The organism is Paenibacillus whitsoniae (genome assembly GCF_003955665.1).
Lineage (GTDB): Bacteria > Bacillota > Bacilli > Paenibacillales > NBRC-103111 > Paenibacillus_E > Paenibacillus_E whitsoniae.
On sequence record NZ_RXHU01000100.1, the window covers coordinates 58527 to 74576 of the forward strand.

The window sequence follows — 16050 nt, forward strand, 5'->3', positions numbered from 1 at the left end:
TCAGGACGATGCAAAAAAGTGATGGCATGAACTACGCGCCGAAAGGCAAACCGAACCTTGTCGTAGGCAAAGGAGAGTTTACTTTTGCTGCAATGTCCCTCGACCATGGGCATATTTATGGCATGAGCAACGGGCTTGTTGAAGCGGGCGCAGAGATTAAATGGGTATATGATCAAGACCCGGCGAAAGTGGAGGCGTTCCTGAAACAGTTCCCGCAAGCGCAGGCGGCTTCTTCCGAAGAAGTGATTCTGAACGATCCTGAGGTGAAGCTCGTGGCTGCCGCTGCGATTCCTTCCTTGCGTGGTCCGCTTGGCATTCGCGTCATGGAGAGCGGGAAAGACTATTTCACGGACAAAACGCCGTTTACATCTCTGGAGCAATTGGAGGCGGCGAAAGAAGCGGTTGCGCGCACAGGACGCAAGTACGCGGTATACTACAGCGAGCGTCTCCATGTAGAGAGCGCGGTATTTGCCGGTCAGTTAATCGAAGAGGGCGCAATCGGTCGTGTTGTTCAAGTGTTGGGCCTCGGGCCGCACCGCTTGAACGCGCCAAGCCGTCCGGATTGGTTCTTCGAGAAAGACAAATACGGCGGCATTCTGTGCGATATCGGCTCGCACCAAATCGAGCAGTTCCTGTTCTATGCAGGCTGCAAAGATGCGACGGTCGTCAGCAGCAAAGTGGCCAACTACAATGCGAAGGATTATCCGGAGCTTGAGGATTTCGGCGATGCGACGCTTGTGGGCGACAACGGTGCGACGAACTACTTCCGTGTGGACTGGCTGACACCGAGCGGTCTCGGCACATGGGGGGATGGACGTACGATCATCCTGGGCACCGACGGTTATATCGAAATGCGTAAATACATCGATATTGCCCGCGATCCGCAGGGAGATCAGTTGTACCTCGTGAACCAGCAAGGAGAAAAGCACTACAGTCTCCATGGACAAGTAGGCTTTCCTTACTTTGGTCAATTAATTCTGGACTGCATCAACCGTACGGAGAATGCGATGACGCAAGCGCATACGTTCAAAGCGGCGGAACTGTGCTTGCAAGCGCAAGCTAAAGCGGTTCGTGTGGAGTAGTTTTGCACAGAAGCCCCACAAAATTGGTCATCGGAACGGACAATTGCCGTTTGGCATGATAGCATAATTGCACAGTGAGCTTGAAATCAGGGTAGTCTAGCGGCAAAATCGCTAGCTGCCCTGTTTGTATTTCCGACGTAACCGTCGTTCTAGGCAGGAAGGTGACGCCGAGGCCGTGCAAGGCGCATTTCTTGAGCGTTTCAAAACTGTTGATCTCGTAGGTCAAACGGTACTTGACCCGATGCTTGCGCAGCATGTCCTCGAACAGGTTTCGGCATTTGCCGCCGGAAATGGACATCAGAATTTCGCAGCCGTTCAAATCCTCCGGTACGATGGCGTCACGTGAAGCAAGGGGATGATCCGGGGAAGCGACAACGACGAATTCCTCCTCCTGAATCGTTTCAAAAATAAGGTCGGGATCGTGACGCACCCGATCCACGATGAAGCCGAGATCACATTCGCCGGCTTTGAGCGCGCGGAACGTATCGTTCTCCAGCAGCTCCGTAATGGCGATGGAGATTTGCGGGTAACACCGCTTGAACGTGCCGAGAAAGGGCGGCAGCATATACGAGCAGAGTGTTGTCTCGTGTGTGCCGATCGTGAAGCTGCCGGTCGTCTGCCCGGCGACGTTGATTTTCGACTCCTCGAACACCCGGATAAGCTTCGCCGCATAGCGCAGCAGGATTTGCCCGGCAGGGGTCGGCATCATTTTTTTATCAAACCGTTCAAAAATTTCAACCCCGTACTCCATTTCCAGCTTCTGAATTTGGGCCGTCACACTGGATTGGGCGTACCCGAGCTTCTCGGAGGCCTTCGTAAAGTTCTGCCACTTCGCGACTTCGAGCAGGGTTTTATATAAGGAAAGATCCATGCTGAGCACCCCTTCAATCATCACATTTTTCGATGGAAACTATCGAATTTTATCGATAACTCCCCCTCCGCCAGGCGTGTTAAAATCATTCCAACCAAAGGATGGGGGGAATTACCATGTGGAATTTGTATGACATAGAGAAAAAATACGAACAGCATGTGAAGGAGCTCGAAGAGCGCGCCAGAAAGGCTCATTGGTACGCCAAAGTCCCGCAAAAAAGAGCTAAGTTTTCTCTCCTCGCAGGAGGCGTCGCCCTGATTGCGGTGCTGGCAGCCGGCTACTTTGCCGTATCAAACGCTTTGTCGTAGTTTTGCCAGATGCCTTTTTTCGCCTTGCGGGCGGATTCTTGGTCTTTCTTGAAATCATTCACGTACTTGACGTTCGGAGGGAATGTCGCCATGCGCGCATAGCCTTCCTGAACCAGGGTGCGGTTGAACAGCTCGTCCCCGATCCATACATAAGCGAGCACGCGGTCATATTGATCTTTCTTGTCCACGTCGTACTCCAGCTCCACGCGTTGCTTCTCCAGCCGTTTCGTCGTAAAGTCGCTGGCTTCCTTGCCATAGAACATAACCGGCGTATTCGCCTTCTTCGTCTCCGGCGTGTCCACGCCGATCAAGCGAATCTTCTCTTTCTTCCCGTTCAGCGTCACCTCCAGCGTATCGCCATCCACGACACGTTCCACTTTGACGGTTTCTCTGCCGGCTTGACTAGTCTTCTGCGCGCCGCAAGCTGCAACAAGCAGCGCGACAAGAAGCAGACAGCCCCCGGCGATGATCCATTTACGCATAATTCACCTCGAAAATACGTTAGCACGCGCCCAATGTTTAAATCAAGTATTTTCCTTTCATACTAAGGGTTAAAAAGGAGGTGCGCGGATGAGGATGGACACAGCCAAGCCGCTGATCGTGCAGAGCGATTTGACGATTTTGGCGGAGACCGGTCATCCCGGGTTTGAAGAAGTGCGAGGCGGGCTCTCTCGTTTTGCGGAGCTGGTCAAAAGTCCGGAGCACCTGCATACGTACCGGATTACGCCGCTCTCGTTATGGAACGCCGCCGCGGCCGGTGTGGATGTGGAAGAAATAGCAGGCTGCCTGCAGGCGCACAGCAAGTTCGGCGTGCCGCCGTCGGTGCTAAGCCTGATTCGCAAGTATACAAGCCGATACGGTGTGCTGCGTCTCGTGCAAGTGGGGGCTGAGGTGTTCCTCGTCAGCGAGGACACGGTAGTGCTCAAAGAAATTAGCGCCCGCGAGACGCTCGCCCCTTATTTGACCGATACCCGCGGCGAGCGGGCCATTGCCGTTGCGCCTGAACATCGCGGCTTACTGAAAATGGAGCTGATCAAGCTTGGCTATCCTGCAGAGGATCTGGCGGGGTATCGCAGCGGAGAATTTGTGGATCTCTCGCTGAAATCGCACGATCACGCAGGCGAGGAGGCGTTCCGGCTCAGGGATTATCAGCGGCAGGCCGTGGCCGCGTTCGGCCAGGAGAACGGCGGAAGCGGTGTGCTCGTCTTGCCTTGCGGCGCTGGGAAAACGATCGTCGGTATCGCTGCCATGGCCGAGTGCCGGTGCGCGACATTGATCCTGACGTCGAATGTGACGTCGGTAAAGCAATGGAAGCGTGAGTTGCTGGGCAAAACCAATCTCACCGATGAGCAAGTGGGCGAATACAGCGGCTCCCAGAAGGAAGTTAGGCCCGTTACCATTGCGACGTATCAGATTCTGACGCATCGCGCCTCCAAAACGGACAGCTTCGCGCATATGAAGCTGTTTCATGAGCGGGATTGGGGCCTCATCATCTACGATGAGGTGCATCTGCTGCCTGCGCCTGTATTCCGGGCGACGGCAGATATTCAGGCGACGCGCAGGCTCGGTTTGACGGCGACGCTGGTGCGCGAAGACGGTCGGGAGGAAGACGTATTTTCGTTGGTCGGGCCAAAGAAATATGACATGGCATGGAAGCAACTCGAGTCGATGGGGTGGCTGGCGAAGGTCGCCTGCCGGGAGGTTCGCGTGCCGTTATCGAGCCTGGATCGGGATCGCTACAGCGCATCGGGGGCGCGGAGCCAGTTCCGCATCGCCGGCGAGAACGCAGCCAAGCTGGCGGTTATCGACTGGCTGCTCCGGCGGCATCCGAACGAGCAAACGCTGATCATCGGCCAGTATTTGGATCAGCTCGAGACGATCGCCGCCCACACCGGCGCGCCGATGATTTCGGGCAGCGTCGATCATGAGCGACGCGAGGCGCTGTACGCGCAGTTCAAGAGCGGCGCGCTGCCGCTCCTCATCGTGTCCAAGGTCGCTAACTTTGCCGTGGATTTGCCGGATGCGGCCATTGCGATTCAGGTGTCGGGGAGCTTCGGGTCCCGACAAGAGGAGGCGCAGCGGTTGGGGCGCATTCTTCGGCCGAAGAAGAACGGGCAGAATAAGGCCGTCTTCTATTCGCTCGTCAGCACAGATACGAAAGAGCAGGACTTTGCGTTAAAACGTCAATTGTTTCTGGTTGAGCAGGGCTACGAATATACGATTACGAGTTGGGAACAGGAGGGACAAGCGGATGAAGTACGAGCAGGTCGAGGACAAAATGCCGCCGGACGTTAAACGGATGATTAAAGAAGAGTCGTGGTGGGCGGCCTGGATCCAGGAGGATGACGACCTGGCGCCGTTCTTGACCCAGCGGCCCTTGCTGGCAGAGCTGAACAAGCAGCTGACGACGGATGAGCAGCGCACGCTTCGGCTGATCGTCTCGGCGTTCGGCTGTTTGCCTTTCACCGGAGAGGCGCTGGAAAAGCAGGCGGCATGGGCGGTATCCGGCGCACAGACGAGGCTGGGGCTTATCGGGCTTCGCAGGCTAGGCGTGATTGTGACGTTCCGCAAATCGTGGGGCGAGCAGCTGTTTTTGCTCCCTGAGGACACGTTTCCCATTTGGCAGGAGCTGCTATTTCCTGTCGTGAAGTTTCCGGGAGGGCGGGAAGAAGCGCCGGGCGAAGAGCTGGAGTGGCATGAGCTTGTTCAGGACGAGAGTGAACGGGCTGTTGCGGCGAATCCGCGCGGTTTGGCACAGATGATGCTGCATGTTTTGACGGCTTGCGCCCAGCAGCCTGCCATGCCGCTTAGTGCAAAAGGCACGCTGCATAAAAAGCAGGTGCATAAGCTGGCGGAGCCGCTGCGGCTGCCTCCTGCGATTTTAACGGCAGCGGGGCTGTCGTATGCCTTTCGCGACGTCTACGATGAGCCTGTCGCCCTATTGCTCGATCTGGCGACCCGCAGCGGCTTTTTCAAGATCAGCGGCTTAAATGAAGCGCTGCGCCTGCACGAGCCATCCGTCGAGGCGTGGCTTCAGGGCGACTACAAATGGCAGCAGGAGACGCTCTATGCGCTGTGGTGCGACATGATAACACCAGCCCCGGCTTGGCTTCAGCATGCTATCGCATGCATGGAGCGGACGCGCAGCGGCGCATGGTACAAAGTGGAGCAACTGCTGATGCAAGTGCGCGCGTGTCTGTCGTTCGCGGGCAGCCATGCCGAGGCGGAATTGCTGGAAGCTGAGCTGCGCACTGCTTGGCTGCAGCCGCTCATGGCTTTTAGGTTCATCGATGTCAGTAAAGATACGGAAGGGCAATTGTGGTTTCGTTGGCTGATTGAGCCCCGGAAGATGCTAAATCCAGACGAGCCGGCGATCGTCGAATCGCAGGAGAGGCCGGGCAGCATGTATGTGCAGCCAGATTTCGAACTGCTGCTTCCGCCTGACGTGGGACTCTATACGGAATGGGAGGTCGCGTCGTTCGCCGACCTTCTGCAGTCCGATTATGTACGTTCGTACCGTGTAACGAAGAACAGCTTCCGCCGCGCATTGGCCAGTGGGAAGACGGCCGAACAGATCGCCGAGACGCTTGCGGCGAATGCCAGCCACGAAGTGCCCCAGGGCGTGCTGCGGACGCTTGCCCAATGGGCGGAGCAGGCGAACAAGGTAGCCCTTGAAGACGTGACACTGCTTCGCTGCGCATCGGAAGCGGATGCCGAAGCGCTGCTGCGGAGCAGCCGCTGCGCGCCTTATCTTGCAGACCGCGTAGGGCCGGCTGCCTTTATTATTGCCAAAGCGGACGCCGGGCCGCTTGCCAAATGTTTGGAGGCGATGGGCTATGCGCCTCACTTCAAGGCCGCGAAGCGGGCGGAATCGCCGGAGGCGGGCGCCGAACACCTTTTGGCCGCCGATATCCCGGTTCAGCCGCTGTGCTATTCCAGGGATTCCGCTCGGATCTATGAGATGGAGCCTTCGCTTCCTCGGCAGGAGGATCTATATCCTGATTTGCAGGACATTCCCCCGAGCTGGATCAAGGAGTTCCGGAATTATCATGCTTCTACGCGCAAAGACATGATTCGCAAAGCGATCGAATGGAAAAGCGTGCTTCAGCTGCGCAAAGAAGGACAGGATCGGTTCATTATCCCCCGTATGCTGCGGGAAGAGAAAACGGTCTGGCATCTAGAGGGTTTGGAACAGGCTCGTGAAATTAGCGTGCCCGGCGAGGATTGGCAGGAAATGAAATTGATTTTGCCAGGAATCAACGATGCGTTCCAGCGAGAAAAGGAAGAAACTCTTGAGAATCTGTGATATGATAGACATGTTATAGACTTTTTCAAGAGGAAGGATGTTGTTGTCGGAATGTTACAGACAATGGAAACTGAAACGCTGGATATGTCGGCCATCCTCATGCAGGCCTATGACATGGGCGATATGATTAATTCCTCCACAGAAGTGGCGGATTACCTATATTGGAAGCGGGCTGTGGAGAGCAGTCAGGAAGTGAAGGAACTGCAGCGGGTGTTTGCGAAGAAGAAAGAGCTGTTCGAGGAATGCGAACGGTTCGGTCATTACCATCCGAGCTATCACGAGGCGCTTGACGCCGTGAACAATGTGCAGGCGCAGCTTCATGCCATTGAGGCGGTTCGCAAATACAAAGAAGCGGAAGATCGCTTGGACGATCTCCTCTTCACGGTATCAACGACGATTGCGCACGCGGTGTCGGATTCGATCAAAGTGCCAAGCAATAATCCGCTGCCAACCGGGAAAGGCTGCAGCTCCGGTGGTAGCTGCAGCGGCAACTGCGGCTAAGTCAGCCTTCGAGGAACTGAGGCAGGATGCGTCCGACTTCAGTACCTTGCCAGTTGCGGATAACGGGTTGACGGAAGTCCGCGAGCTTCGCGGCTTCCTCGCTCGTTAGCAAGTTCAGCCCGATCAGCGCTTCCAATACTGCCGGATAGAGGGCGCGTTGGTTGCCGTCTTCAATTTTGAGGCTGAGCCCAAGGCCCTTATCTGGAATTGTAAGGGCAAACATGCCTTCGGCACCCATTTTGCCAACGATGCGTCCGCCGGTCACCTCTATGAGCTGCGTATCGAACCGGTCTTCGCCAGCGAGGTAAGCCGGGAACTTGCGCACCGCGGCGACGATGCCGCGGCAAGCGGCCTGGCGTGCGGCAGGCAGCCCGTCCGGCTTCCCAAGCCGGGCGAACGCCAGCGCGAGCTTGTCGAGCGGCATCCCGAAGACCGGAACGCCGCAGCCGTCGATACCGAGCTCCATGTCGCGCGGGGCTACGTTCGACATCGCGCTAACCGCTTCCAGCATCGCTTGCTGTACCGGATGCGAAATTGCCATATACGTATCGGGCGATGCGCCGAGCTGCGCGCACAGCGCCAGCATCCCGGAATGCTTGCCCGAGCAATTGTTATGCAGGGTCGTCGGCTTCTCGCCGCGCTCGCGCATGGCCTGCGCCGTAGGCGCGTGGTAGGGCTCGTGCGCACCGCACTGCAGGTGCAGCGGATTCAGCCCCAGCTTGCTCAGGATGCCTTGGGCGGCGCTTACATGCTCGGCTTCCCCGTTATGGGAAGCGCAGCATAGGGCGATTTCGGCCTCGGTCAGACCGAAGCGTTCCGCCGCGCCGGACTCCAGAACCGGCAGCGCCTGGATAAGCTTCGCGGTCGAGCGGGCGAAGGTGAGCAGCCGAGAATCGCCCGCGCCGGCGAGCAGCGCGCCTTCGGCGTTCACGAGTGCAAAGTGGACGCGATGCAGACTTTCAGTGATGTTTCCGCGGGTTGCGCGGACGATGATGTTGGAAAGCTTCATGTCTTGAGATCACTCCATACTAGGATTAGGTGAAAAGAGGTTGCCATCATGATGATTGAACGATCCGGATTAATCGTTTGGGTAAGCGATACGAAAGCGGCCAGAAATCTGGAGCGCTTCGGTTCCCTTCATTACATATCCAAAAAAATGAATTATGCCGTCCTTTATATTCATGCCAGCAAGGTTGAAGAAACGACGCGCAGCCTGATGAAGCTGCCTTACGTGAAGAAGGTCGAGAAATCGTACCGGAACGAAATTAAAACCGAATACAGTAGTGATATGCCCGACAAAACTAGATTCTACACGCTTTGAGGCTTGGTTGCAAAATGGAGAGCTTCTGCTTGAAGCTCTTTTTCTTTTTTTATGAAAAAGCGAACCAATATGTCGCCGATTTCGTCTGAATTTTTAGATAATAAGCATTTTTTGCAGATCTCACAAATAATTATTAATAATTTTATATATTCTTCCATGGAAAAAAAAGTTATGATAAAGTAAATTATAACTTACAAGCCTACATAGGTAGGATGTCCTAGTTCAAAGGAAAGGAGTTGTGATCATGAAAGATAAAATTATGGGGAGATGGAGCACATATGAACCGTTCTTCGTACAGCTAGGCGACAAGAAAGTGGCGGACATCGTGATCACGAATCATGCCAGACAGCGCTGGACGGACCGCATTTCCAAGGACAATAATTCCATTGAGGACATATGTGCTTTTTTGTGGGAAAAGTTAAAAACGAATCAAATTGTATCCTACTATCGGAATGAAGAAGACGTTTATTTGATTGATGACGACCTTGTCGTGGTCGCGGAATTCGCCCATTTGGAGCATGAAACAGATCTCGTCGGCAACCCGCTGCACAAAATGATTATCGTAACGTTCCTGGGCAAAATGTCCGAAACGATGGAACTGCGCGACTTGAAATCGTATTATTCGTGGCTGCGTCATTCCCGCCGAATGACCTTAATCAAGAATAGCCGGAAACAGCGATAATATCGCGGTTTTCTTACGTAGAGTATGTCTGGTCCCCAGGCATACTCTTTTTTTGCACGGAATGGACTGGACGGGCCCGATTTCATATAATGGTAACAAAGAGAGGCGGTTCTGTTATGGCACTGAATTTCCATCAATTACATATCTTCTACACCGTTGCGGAAAAAGGCAGTTTCTCGCACGCGGCCAGCGCGCTGCACATGACGCAGCCCGCCGTGACGATGCAGGTGCAGTCCCTTGAGGATTACTTCGGGGTCAAACTGTTTCACCGCAGTACGAAAAAAATCGAACTGTCCGAGGCGGGGCGGGCGCTGCTGCCTTTTGCGAAGAGTAGCATTGAATTGATCCGCGATACGGACGTCGCGATGTCCAAATTTACGATGATGATCGAAGGGCGGCTGCAGCTTGGCGCCAGCCTTACGATGGGCGAATATATTTTGCCGCGTCTTCTGGGACCTTTCCGCAAGGAATATCCGAACATTTCCGTCTCCATGAAAGTGATGAACACGGCGCAAATTTTGGAAGAAGTGCTGAACCATCAACTCAATTTCGGGCTTGTGGAGGCGCCGATTCATCATCCTGACGTGCATACGGAGGCGATCCTGAGCGATGAATTGAGCTTGATTGTACCTGCCGGACATCCTTTGGCGGACCTTGAGGTCGTACCGCTGGAGGAAATGCTGAAATATCCGTTCGTCCTGCGGGAGCAGGGATCGGGCACGCGCCGTGTGATGGAAGAGGAATTTGCCAGGTGTGGCATGGATTACTCCGGGATGCGCATCATGATGGAGCTTGGCAGCACAGGCGCCATCAAGTCTGCGGTTGAAGCGGGGCTCGGCATTTCCATTTTATCCAGTTCATCGGTCAAGCATGAAGTTACGTTAGGGCTGTTTAAGGTAAAAAAGATTGAAAATATCGTGTTCAAACGTAATTTTTACGCCATTTATTTGAGTTCGACGCTGCTGCCGATTTCGGCGGTCAGTTTCATGACCTTCCTGCGGCAGGGGGATTTGGCCCGCTATCTGTAGGGGAAGATGAGATTTAACATAAATCTGCAAGTGGTTTTACGCTGCAATAATGATGAACAAGTAAGATGAGGGGGAAGCCGGGTGGCAAGAGTAGAAGGAGATTTACACACGCATACGATCGCTTCGGACGGATTGCAGTCTCCGGCGGCGAATGTCCGCATGGCGAAGGAAGCCGGGCTAAGCGTGCTGGCGATTACCGATCACGATACGGTTTCAGGCGTTGTCGAGGCGCTTGCGGCAGGAAAAGAACTGGGCCTGACGGTCGTTCCCGGCGTTGAGATTTCAACGGTCGCGGAAGGCCAGGACATCCATGTGCTCGGCTACAATGTCGACATTACGGACGCTGTGTTCTTGGAGCGGCTCGCTTCCTTGCGTGATACGCGCGACGTTCGCAATCAGATGATCATTGCAAAGCTGCAGGAACTGGGCATGGCGGTTACGCTGGCTGAGGTTGAGCAGGAAGTGGCGCACATCAAGCGGAAAGGCGACACGGTGGGCCGGCCGCATATCGCGGCGGTGCTGCTGAAGAAGGGCTACGTCGACACGATAACGGAAGCGTTCGATCGGTATTTGGCGACAGGAGCTGCTGCTTATGCGAATCCGCCGCGGATTGCACCGGAGACGGCGATTACGTGGATTCACGAGGCTGGCGGCCAAGCCGTGCTGGCGCATCCCGGCATTTATGGCAATGATGCGTTGGTAGAAGCGATTATGAGGCAGGGGCTTGACGGCGTAGAGGCGTACCATTCGGACCACACGTCTGAGCAGGAAGCGAAGTATGCGGCGCTGGCCGAAGGCGCAGGGCTGTTCGTCACGGCAGGTTCCGATTTCCATGGCGTGCGCGATGGCGAAGCTTTTCATGCTGCGATCGGGGCAAGGCGCATCGATATGTCCCGCTTACCGTCCATCCTACAGCAAGCGAAGGGAGCTCGCCCATGAAGCCGATACGCAAAGCCATTATTCCCGCCGCGGGACTCGGAACGCGCTTTTTGCCGGCAACGAAAGCACAGCCGAAAGAAATGCTGCCAATTGTGGATAAACCGGCCATTCAGTACATCGTGGAAGAAGCGATTGAATCCGGCATCGAAGACATTATTATCGTAACGGGTCGCAACAAGCGCGCGATTGAAGACCATTTTGACAAGTCGGTTGAACTGGAAATGATGCTGGAGGATAAAGGCAGCACGAAGCTGCTGGAAACCGTGCAAGCCGTCTCCAACCTCGCCGATGTGCATTACATTAGACAGAAGCAGCCGCTTGGCCTCGGCCACGCGATCCTGTGCGCGCGCAAGTTTATTGGCGATGAGCCGTTCGCTGTCCTGCTCGGGGACGATATTTTGCAATCCTCGCCGCCGGGATTGAAGCAGATGATGGACATTTACCAAGAGACGAGCTCGTCCGTCATCGCCGTTCAAGAGGTGCCGTGGGAAGATGTGAGCAAGTACGGCATCGTGTCGCCGGCAGCCAGCTTTCCGAACTATCAGTTGATTGAAGATTTGGTGGAAAAACCGGATCGGGATCAAGCGCCGTCCAATCTGGCCGTCATCGGGCGGTATATCATAATGCCGGAAATTTTCGGCATTCTGGAGCGTCAGGAACCGGGGCGCGGCGGTGAGATCCAGTTGACGGACGCGTTGCGCGTGCTCAATCAGCAGCAGCAGATGGCCGCCTATTTGATGCAAGCGAATCGGTATGACGTTGGAGATAAAATGGGGTACATTGAAGCGACCATCGAGCTCGCTCTGCAGCGCCCTGATTTGCAGGATCAAGTGAAAGCGTACCTGCTTTCCTTGGTGAAGAGCTGGGGATGAGGCAAGCGCAGCCCGGTGAGTTAACTGGAGGTTAGCGCATGAGGGTTGCAGAACGAATCAGTGTCATCGGCACTGGGTATGTCGGTCTCGTTTCAGGCACTTGCTTTGCAGAGATGGGGCATCGGGTCGTATGTGTCGATCAGGATGCCCGTAAAATCGATGGTTTACTCCGCGGTGAAATGCCGATCTACGAACCCGGGTTGCAAGCACTGGTTGCGGCTAACCTTGAGGCGGGTCGGCTTGATTTTACATGTGACGTGGGAAAAGCGATTCAGCAATCCGACATTATTATGGTTGCAGTAGGAACGCCTGCCCAACCGGACGGCGATGTGGATATGAGCCAGGTCAAGTCCGTCCTGCATGCCATTGCCGCCTACGCGTTGTCATCCAAAATTATCGTGATGAAAAGTACGGTGCCAGTCGGTACCGGAGGGTGGGCGGAAAACCTGCTGCGCAATCGGGCGATGCCGCATCTGGCGTTTCATGTCGTGTCGAATCCGGAGTTTTTACGCGAAGGCTCGGCGATTCAGGATACGTTCCATCCCGATCGGATTGTGATCGGTTCCGAACATCGGGAAGCCGGGGAGCGCATTGCTGCGATGCACGCGCCGCTTGGCGCCGAAGTGCTGCATACGGATCGGGAGAGTGCGGAACTGATTAAATACGCATCGAACGCGTTTCTGGCTGCGAAAATTTCGTTTATTAATGAAATGGCCCATGTCTGTGAAAAAGTCGGGGCGAATGTGACGCTTGTCGCCAAGGGCATGGGGATGGATCGGCGGATCGGACCGCATTTTCTGAATGCCGGCATCGGCTACGGAGGCTCCTGTTTTCCGAAGGACACGCAGGCTCAGCTCAAATTAGCGCAGAACGTGGACTACGATTTTAAAATGCTGCGCGCGGTCATTGAGGTGAATCAGCTGCAGCGCCAGCGCTTCGTGGTGAAAATCGAAGAGGCGGCTGGTCCGCTCGACGGAAAGCGCATCGCGGTGCTGGGCCTTGCGTTCAAGCCGAATACGGACGATTTGCGCGATGCGCCGTCGCTTGATATTATCCCTGCGCTTCAGGAGCGGGGAGCGGTCGTCTCGGCTTACGATCCTGCGGCGCTGACGCAGGCGGCTGCACGACTGCCGGGCGTAAGTCTGTGTACGGATCCGTACGCTACCGTTTATGAAGCGGATGCCGTCGTCATTCTCACGGAATGGAGCGAATTTCGCCAAATGAATTGGCGGCTTGCCCGCTGTCTGGTGAACACGCCGCTACTCATCGACGGCCGCAACATGTTCGAGCCCGAGGCGATGCGCGAGCTGGGCTTTACGTATGTGTCGGTCGGCAGACAAACGGCGTATGCGGAAGACACGCAACCGATTCGTTCGACCTGACGGGTGTGACCTGTCGAGCCTATAGGGCTTGGCAGGTTTTTTCTTTTTCAGCCGGATGATACAATACAAGGACAGGCCTTGCCAGCTGTGCAGGAGAACGGGGGACATCAGGTTGAAGCATTATGCCATGCGATCGCATCTGACGGTGACGTTTGCGGTCATTGCGTTAATTCCGATTTTAATACTTGGTCTATTTCAGGTTTTTCAGATTACGCGTATTACGCAGGAAACGAATCAAAATCAGCGGCAAACCACATACCGTCTGGCTGATGCCGTGGAGGCGTACATGTCATACCACCGGAATGCGGTGGAGACGCTGGCGGCGACGATTTCCGCTTCCGATGCGGCTTTTCGCACGAAGGAGAGCTTGATGTTGAAACTGCAATCGCTGCAGGCGAATTTGGCGGGCTTCGCGGGTATTTATGTAGTGAGCCAGCAGGGCAGCATCGTGGCGAGCCATCAGCCGACCATGGCGCTGATTGGCACGGACGTGCAGGATCGCGACTATACGAAACGTATCCGCGCGGGACATACGACGATCGTTTCTTCGCTGTTTCAGGGGCCGGAGAGTGGAAATGTGCCGGCTCTGGCGATTGCGGTGCCCGTTTATAAAGGGGATAAGGAAGAGGACGGCTTTGTACTGGCCGTGTTGGAGCTTGCGCCAATCAAAGCGCTCGTCACGAAATATAAGTATGGCACGGATGCTTATCCCGTCGTGCTTGACCATGCAGGGAAGCCGATCTATCATCCGGCGGCGGAATTGACGGCTTCGATGGCGAATCTTTCGGAGGAGCCTGTCGTCACGGATGCGAGAATGAATTTGCAGGGTGAGGGCACCTATACGCTCGCGACGGCGGAGCAAAAGGAGTTCATAACCTACAAGCTGATCCCGAATTTGAATATGATCGTCTGGGTGAGCCGTTCCAAGGCTTCCGTCAATGCCGCTTTCAATGAGTCGCTGCGCCTTACGCTTGGACTGCTGCTGTTAACGTTAATCGTGACCTTGCTGCTCGGCAGCCTGATCGCCAAACGGCTGAACGGCACGATTCATGCGCTGGTTGGGTACACTCAGCGGCTCGCGGGCGGCGCGTATGCGTTGCCGGATTCCGTAACCGTGCCTCATGATGCGCCGTTGGAGCTGCACCAATTGGCGGAGCATTTTGGGGTGATGGCGGAAGAAATTAGGGCGAAGCAAACCGATCTTCTTCGATTGAACACCGAATTGGAGCAGCGTGTAGAAGATCGCACGCAGCGGCTGGCCGAGGAGCATACGACACTGAATGCGGTGCTGGAGAGCATGTCGGACGCCATCGTCCTTATCGATATGGCGCACCGTGTGCGGTATGCCAATCCCCGTATGGCGGAGAGTTTTGGCCTGGAGATGGCTGCGCTTGCCGGGATGCGCGAGGAGGATTTGTTTGCGCATATTGCGAGGTGGCTTCCCGCAGGGGAAGAGGAGCAGCTCGCCAAGCTGGCCGATGCTCCCAGCGTGCAGCTCGATTTGACGGTGGCGGCGGAAGGCGGAAAGCCGCGCTTTCTGCGGGTGTTCGCGTTTGAGGTTGCCCGCGAAGGGCGCGTGTTCGGGCGCGGCTATGTCTGGCAGGATCGCACGAAGGAGCATGAAGTGGATGCGCTCAAGAACGATCTGATCTCGCTCGCGTCCCATGAATTTAAAACACCGATGACGAGCATTCGCGGGAACGTCGAAACGCTGCTCCGGCGGGATGCGCAGTGGGAGGACGATTTTAAGCAGGAGCTGTTGGAAGGCATTCATGAGGACATTGGCCGGATTCAGGATTTGATCGACGAGTGGCTGGACATTTCGAAGATTGAGTCCGGCGTGATGGGGATTCAGCGGGAGCCGCTTCAGCTTGCCGCTGTTGTAGACAGCGCCCGGGGGCGCTTCCCGGCGCCTGGAGGCGGTCGCGATATGGTATTTCAAGTGGAATTGCCGGCGTCGCTGCCGCTGATTAATGCGGATAAAAGGCGAATGGAGCAGGTGCTGCTGAATTTGTTTGCCAATGCGGTTCGGTACAATGAGCGGGAGCCGCTCATTCGTCTTACGGCGGAGGCGGATGAAAGGTTCGTGTACCTGCATGTTGCAGATAACGGCATCGGGATCGCTCTCGAGCATGTGGACAAGCTGTTCGACCGCTTCTATCGCGTCGATGTGTCGTCCAGCCGGCAGACAGGCGGCACGGGGCTCGGGCTGGCCATCTGCAAAGGGATTATGGAGGCGCATGGCGGCAGTATTTCGGTGGTGAGCAGGCCTGGTGCGGGCAGCACCTTTACACTGGCGATTCCGCGGTTCATCGAGGGAGAGAAGGAGGAGGACTAGCATGAGCGGGAAAAGCGGGGTGAGTGGGATGAGCGGAAAAAGAATATTGATTGTCGACGATGAGCCGAAAATTATTCGGTTTATTGCCGCGAACCTGAAGTCGCTGCAGTATGAGACAGCTGCTTGCCAAAGCGGTGCCGAGGCGCTGAAGCAGGTCGATCTGTTCGACCCGGATCTGATTCTGCTCGATCTGATGATGCCGGGCATGGACGGCTTCGAGGTGCTGAGGCAGCTGCGGTCGTTTTCGAGCGTGCCGGTTATTATGTTGACGGCGAGGAGCAACAGCGCTGACAAGGTACAGGGCTTGAATCTCGGGGCTGACGATTATTTGACGAAGCCGTTCTCGCTTGATGAGCTGTTTGCCCGCGTGAACGCGGTGCTTCGGCGGCTTGACGGGCGGATGCCAGCGCCTGCGGCAGC

The 16050-nt window shown here is 55.6% G+C and carries 16 protein-coding genes; 13 read left to right on the plus strand and 3 right to left on the minus strand.

Features of this window, described 5'->3' with window-relative positions; genetic code table 11:
* Nucleotides 1–8: 8 nt before the first annotated feature.
* Nucleotides 9–1082 carry a Gfo/Idh/MocA family protein gene (locus tag EJQ19_RS27735; protein WP_126144477.1) on the plus strand — a complete coding sequence of 358 codons (1074 nt, stop codon included), beginning with the start codon at nucleotides 9–11 and terminating at the stop codon, nucleotides 1080–1082.
* Here the strand turns inward: EJQ19_RS27735 and EJQ19_RS27740 are convergent.
* Nucleotides 1060–1953, minus strand: coding sequence for a LysR family transcriptional regulator (locus EJQ19_RS27740; protein ID WP_164716744.1), 894 nt, complete (start codon nucleotides 1951–1953; stop codon nucleotides 1060–1062). The genes EJQ19_RS27735 and EJQ19_RS27740 overlap by 23 nt on opposite strands.
* Nucleotides 1954–2069: 116 nt before the next feature.
* On the opposite strand from EJQ19_RS27740, the gene EJQ19_RS27745 reads away from it, so the two are divergent.
* Complete coding sequence (locus EJQ19_RS27745; protein ID WP_126144479.1) at nucleotides 2070–2261, plus strand: hypothetical protein; 192 nt, start codon at nucleotides 2070–2072, stop codon at nucleotides 2259–2261.
* Here the strand turns inward: EJQ19_RS27745 and EJQ19_RS27750 are convergent.
* Nucleotides 2231–2743, minus strand: a complete 513-nt coding sequence (locus EJQ19_RS27750) for a thermonuclease family protein (RefSeq protein WP_126144480.1) — start codon at nucleotides 2741–2743, stop codon at nucleotides 2231–2233. The genes EJQ19_RS27745 and EJQ19_RS27750 overlap by 31 nt on opposite strands.
* An 88-nt stretch (nucleotides 2744–2831) precedes the next feature.
* Here EJQ19_RS27750 and EJQ19_RS27755 point away from each other — a divergent pair, with 88 nt between their 5' ends.
* From EJQ19_RS27755 to EJQ19_RS27765, 3 genes are read left to right on the plus strand one after another with little or no spacing between them, the layout of a single operon-like run.
* Nucleotides 2832–4556, plus strand: coding sequence for a DNA repair helicase XPB (locus tag EJQ19_RS27755; protein ID WP_126144481.1), 1725 nt, complete (start codon nucleotides 2832–2834; stop codon nucleotides 4554–4556).
* Complete coding sequence (locus EJQ19_RS27760) at nucleotides 4513–6567, plus strand: helicase-associated domain-containing protein (protein ID WP_126144482.1); 2055 nt, start codon at nucleotides 4513–4515, stop codon at nucleotides 6565–6567. The genes EJQ19_RS27755 and EJQ19_RS27760 overlap by 44 nt, the downstream gene beginning before the upstream one ends.
* A gap of 51 nt (nucleotides 6568–6618) precedes the next feature.
* Entirely contained in the window at nucleotides 6619–7068 is a 450-nt protein-coding gene (locus tag EJQ19_RS27765) for a YlbF/YmcA family competence regulator (RefSeq protein WP_126144483.1), read from the plus strand.
* 1 nt (nucleotide 7069) lies between these two features.
* Here EJQ19_RS27765 and EJQ19_RS27770 read toward each other — a convergent pair whose 3' ends face one another.
* On the minus strand, nucleotides 7070–8077 hold the full coding sequence (locus EJQ19_RS27770) for an asparaginase (RefSeq protein ID WP_126144484.1): 1008 nt from the start codon (nucleotides 8075–8077) through the stop codon (nucleotides 7070–7072).
* Between the two features lie 48 nt (nucleotides 8078–8125).
* Between EJQ19_RS27770 and EJQ19_RS27775 the strand changes: the two genes are divergently transcribed.
* From EJQ19_RS27775 to EJQ19_RS27810, 8 genes are all read left to right on the plus strand, one after another.
* Nucleotides 8126–8389: a YlbG family protein gene (locus EJQ19_RS27775; RefSeq protein WP_126144485.1), complete on the plus strand. Its 264-nt coding sequence runs from the start codon at nucleotides 8126–8128 to the stop codon at nucleotides 8387–8389.
* Nucleotides 8390–8633: 244 nt separating this feature from the next.
* The gene (locus EJQ19_RS27780) at nucleotides 8634–9071 is read left to right on the plus strand and encodes a hypothetical protein (protein ID WP_126144486.1); all 438 of its coding nucleotides are present in this window, start codon (nucleotides 8634–8636) and stop codon (nucleotides 9069–9071) included.
* A gap of 116 nt (nucleotides 9072–9187) precedes the next feature.
* The gene (locus EJQ19_RS27785; RefSeq protein ID WP_126144487.1) at nucleotides 9188–10099 is read left to right on the plus strand and encodes a selenium metabolism-associated LysR family transcriptional regulator; all 912 of its coding nucleotides are present in this window, start codon (nucleotides 9188–9190) and stop codon (nucleotides 10097–10099) included.
* Nucleotides 10100–10180: 81 nt separating this feature from the next.
* Complete coding sequence (locus tag EJQ19_RS27790) at nucleotides 10181–11038, plus strand: PHP domain-containing protein (protein WP_126144488.1); 858 nt, start codon at nucleotides 10181–10183, stop codon at nucleotides 11036–11038.
* The gene (gene galU / locus EJQ19_RS27795; protein WP_126144489.1) at nucleotides 11035–11910 is read left to right on the plus strand and encodes a UTP--glucose-1-phosphate uridylyltransferase GalU; all 876 of its coding nucleotides are present in this window, start codon (nucleotides 11035–11037) and stop codon (nucleotides 11908–11910) included. Before EJQ19_RS27790 ends, galU begins: the two co-directional genes overlap by 4 nt.
* A 38-nt stretch (nucleotides 11911–11948) precedes the next feature.
* Nucleotides 11949–13292, plus strand: coding sequence for a UDP-glucose dehydrogenase family protein (locus tag EJQ19_RS27800; protein ID WP_126144490.1), 1344 nt, complete (start codon nucleotides 11949–11951; stop codon nucleotides 13290–13292).
* A gap of 112 nt (nucleotides 13293–13404) precedes the next feature.
* Nucleotides 13405–15630 carry a sensor histidine kinase gene (locus EJQ19_RS27805; protein WP_164716746.1) on the plus strand — a complete coding sequence of 742 codons (2226 nt, stop codon included), beginning with the start codon at nucleotides 13405–13407 and terminating at the stop codon, nucleotides 15628–15630.
* A 1-nt stretch (nucleotide 15631) separates the two neighbouring features.
* A partial coding sequence (locus EJQ19_RS27810) for a response regulator transcription factor (protein WP_241243110.1) occupies nucleotides 15632–16050 on the plus strand: 419 nt, incomplete at its 3' end.

Coding starts and splice junctions, on each gene's coding strand:
- EJQ19_RS27735 (WP_126144477.1), top strand. CDS start 9: ATGCAAAAAAGTGATGGCATGAACTACGCGCCGAAAGGCAAACCGAAC.
- EJQ19_RS27740 (WP_164716744.1), bottom strand. CDS start 1,953: ATGGATCTTTCCTTATATAAAACCCTGCTCGAAGTCGCGAAGTGGCAG.
- EJQ19_RS27745 (WP_126144479.1), top strand. CDS start 2,070: ATGTGGAATTTGTATGACATAGAGAAAAAATACGAACAGCATGTGAAG.
- EJQ19_RS27750 (WP_126144480.1), bottom strand. CDS start 2,743: ATGCGTAAATGGATCATCGCCGGGGGCTGTCTGCTTCTTGTCGCGCTG.
- EJQ19_RS27755 (WP_126144481.1), top strand. CDS start 2,832: ATGAGGATGGACACAGCCAAGCCGCTGATCGTGCAGAGCGATTTGACG.
- EJQ19_RS27760 (WP_126144482.1), top strand. CDS start 4,513: ATGAAGTACGAGCAGGTCGAGGACAAAATGCCGCCGGACGTTAAACGG.
- EJQ19_RS27765 (WP_126144483.1), top strand. CDS start 6,619: ATGTTACAGACAATGGAAACTGAAACGCTGGATATGTCGGCCATCCTC.
- EJQ19_RS27770 (WP_126144484.1), bottom strand. CDS start 8,077: ATGAAGCTTTCCAACATCATCGTCCGCGCAACCCGCGGAAACATCACT.
- EJQ19_RS27775 (WP_126144485.1), top strand. CDS start 8,126: ATGATGATTGAACGATCCGGATTAATCGTTTGGGTAAGCGATACGAAA.
- EJQ19_RS27780 (WP_126144486.1), top strand. CDS start 8,634: ATGAAAGATAAAATTATGGGGAGATGGAGCACATATGAACCGTTCTTC.
- EJQ19_RS27785 (WP_126144487.1), top strand. CDS start 9,188: ATGGCACTGAATTTCCATCAATTACATATCTTCTACACCGTTGCGGAA.
- galU (WP_126144489.1), top strand. CDS start 11,035: ATGAAGCCGATACGCAAAGCCATTATTCCCGCCGCGGGACTCGGAACG.
- EJQ19_RS27800 (WP_126144490.1), top strand. CDS start 11,949: ATGAGGGTTGCAGAACGAATCAGTGTCATCGGCACTGGGTATGTCGGT.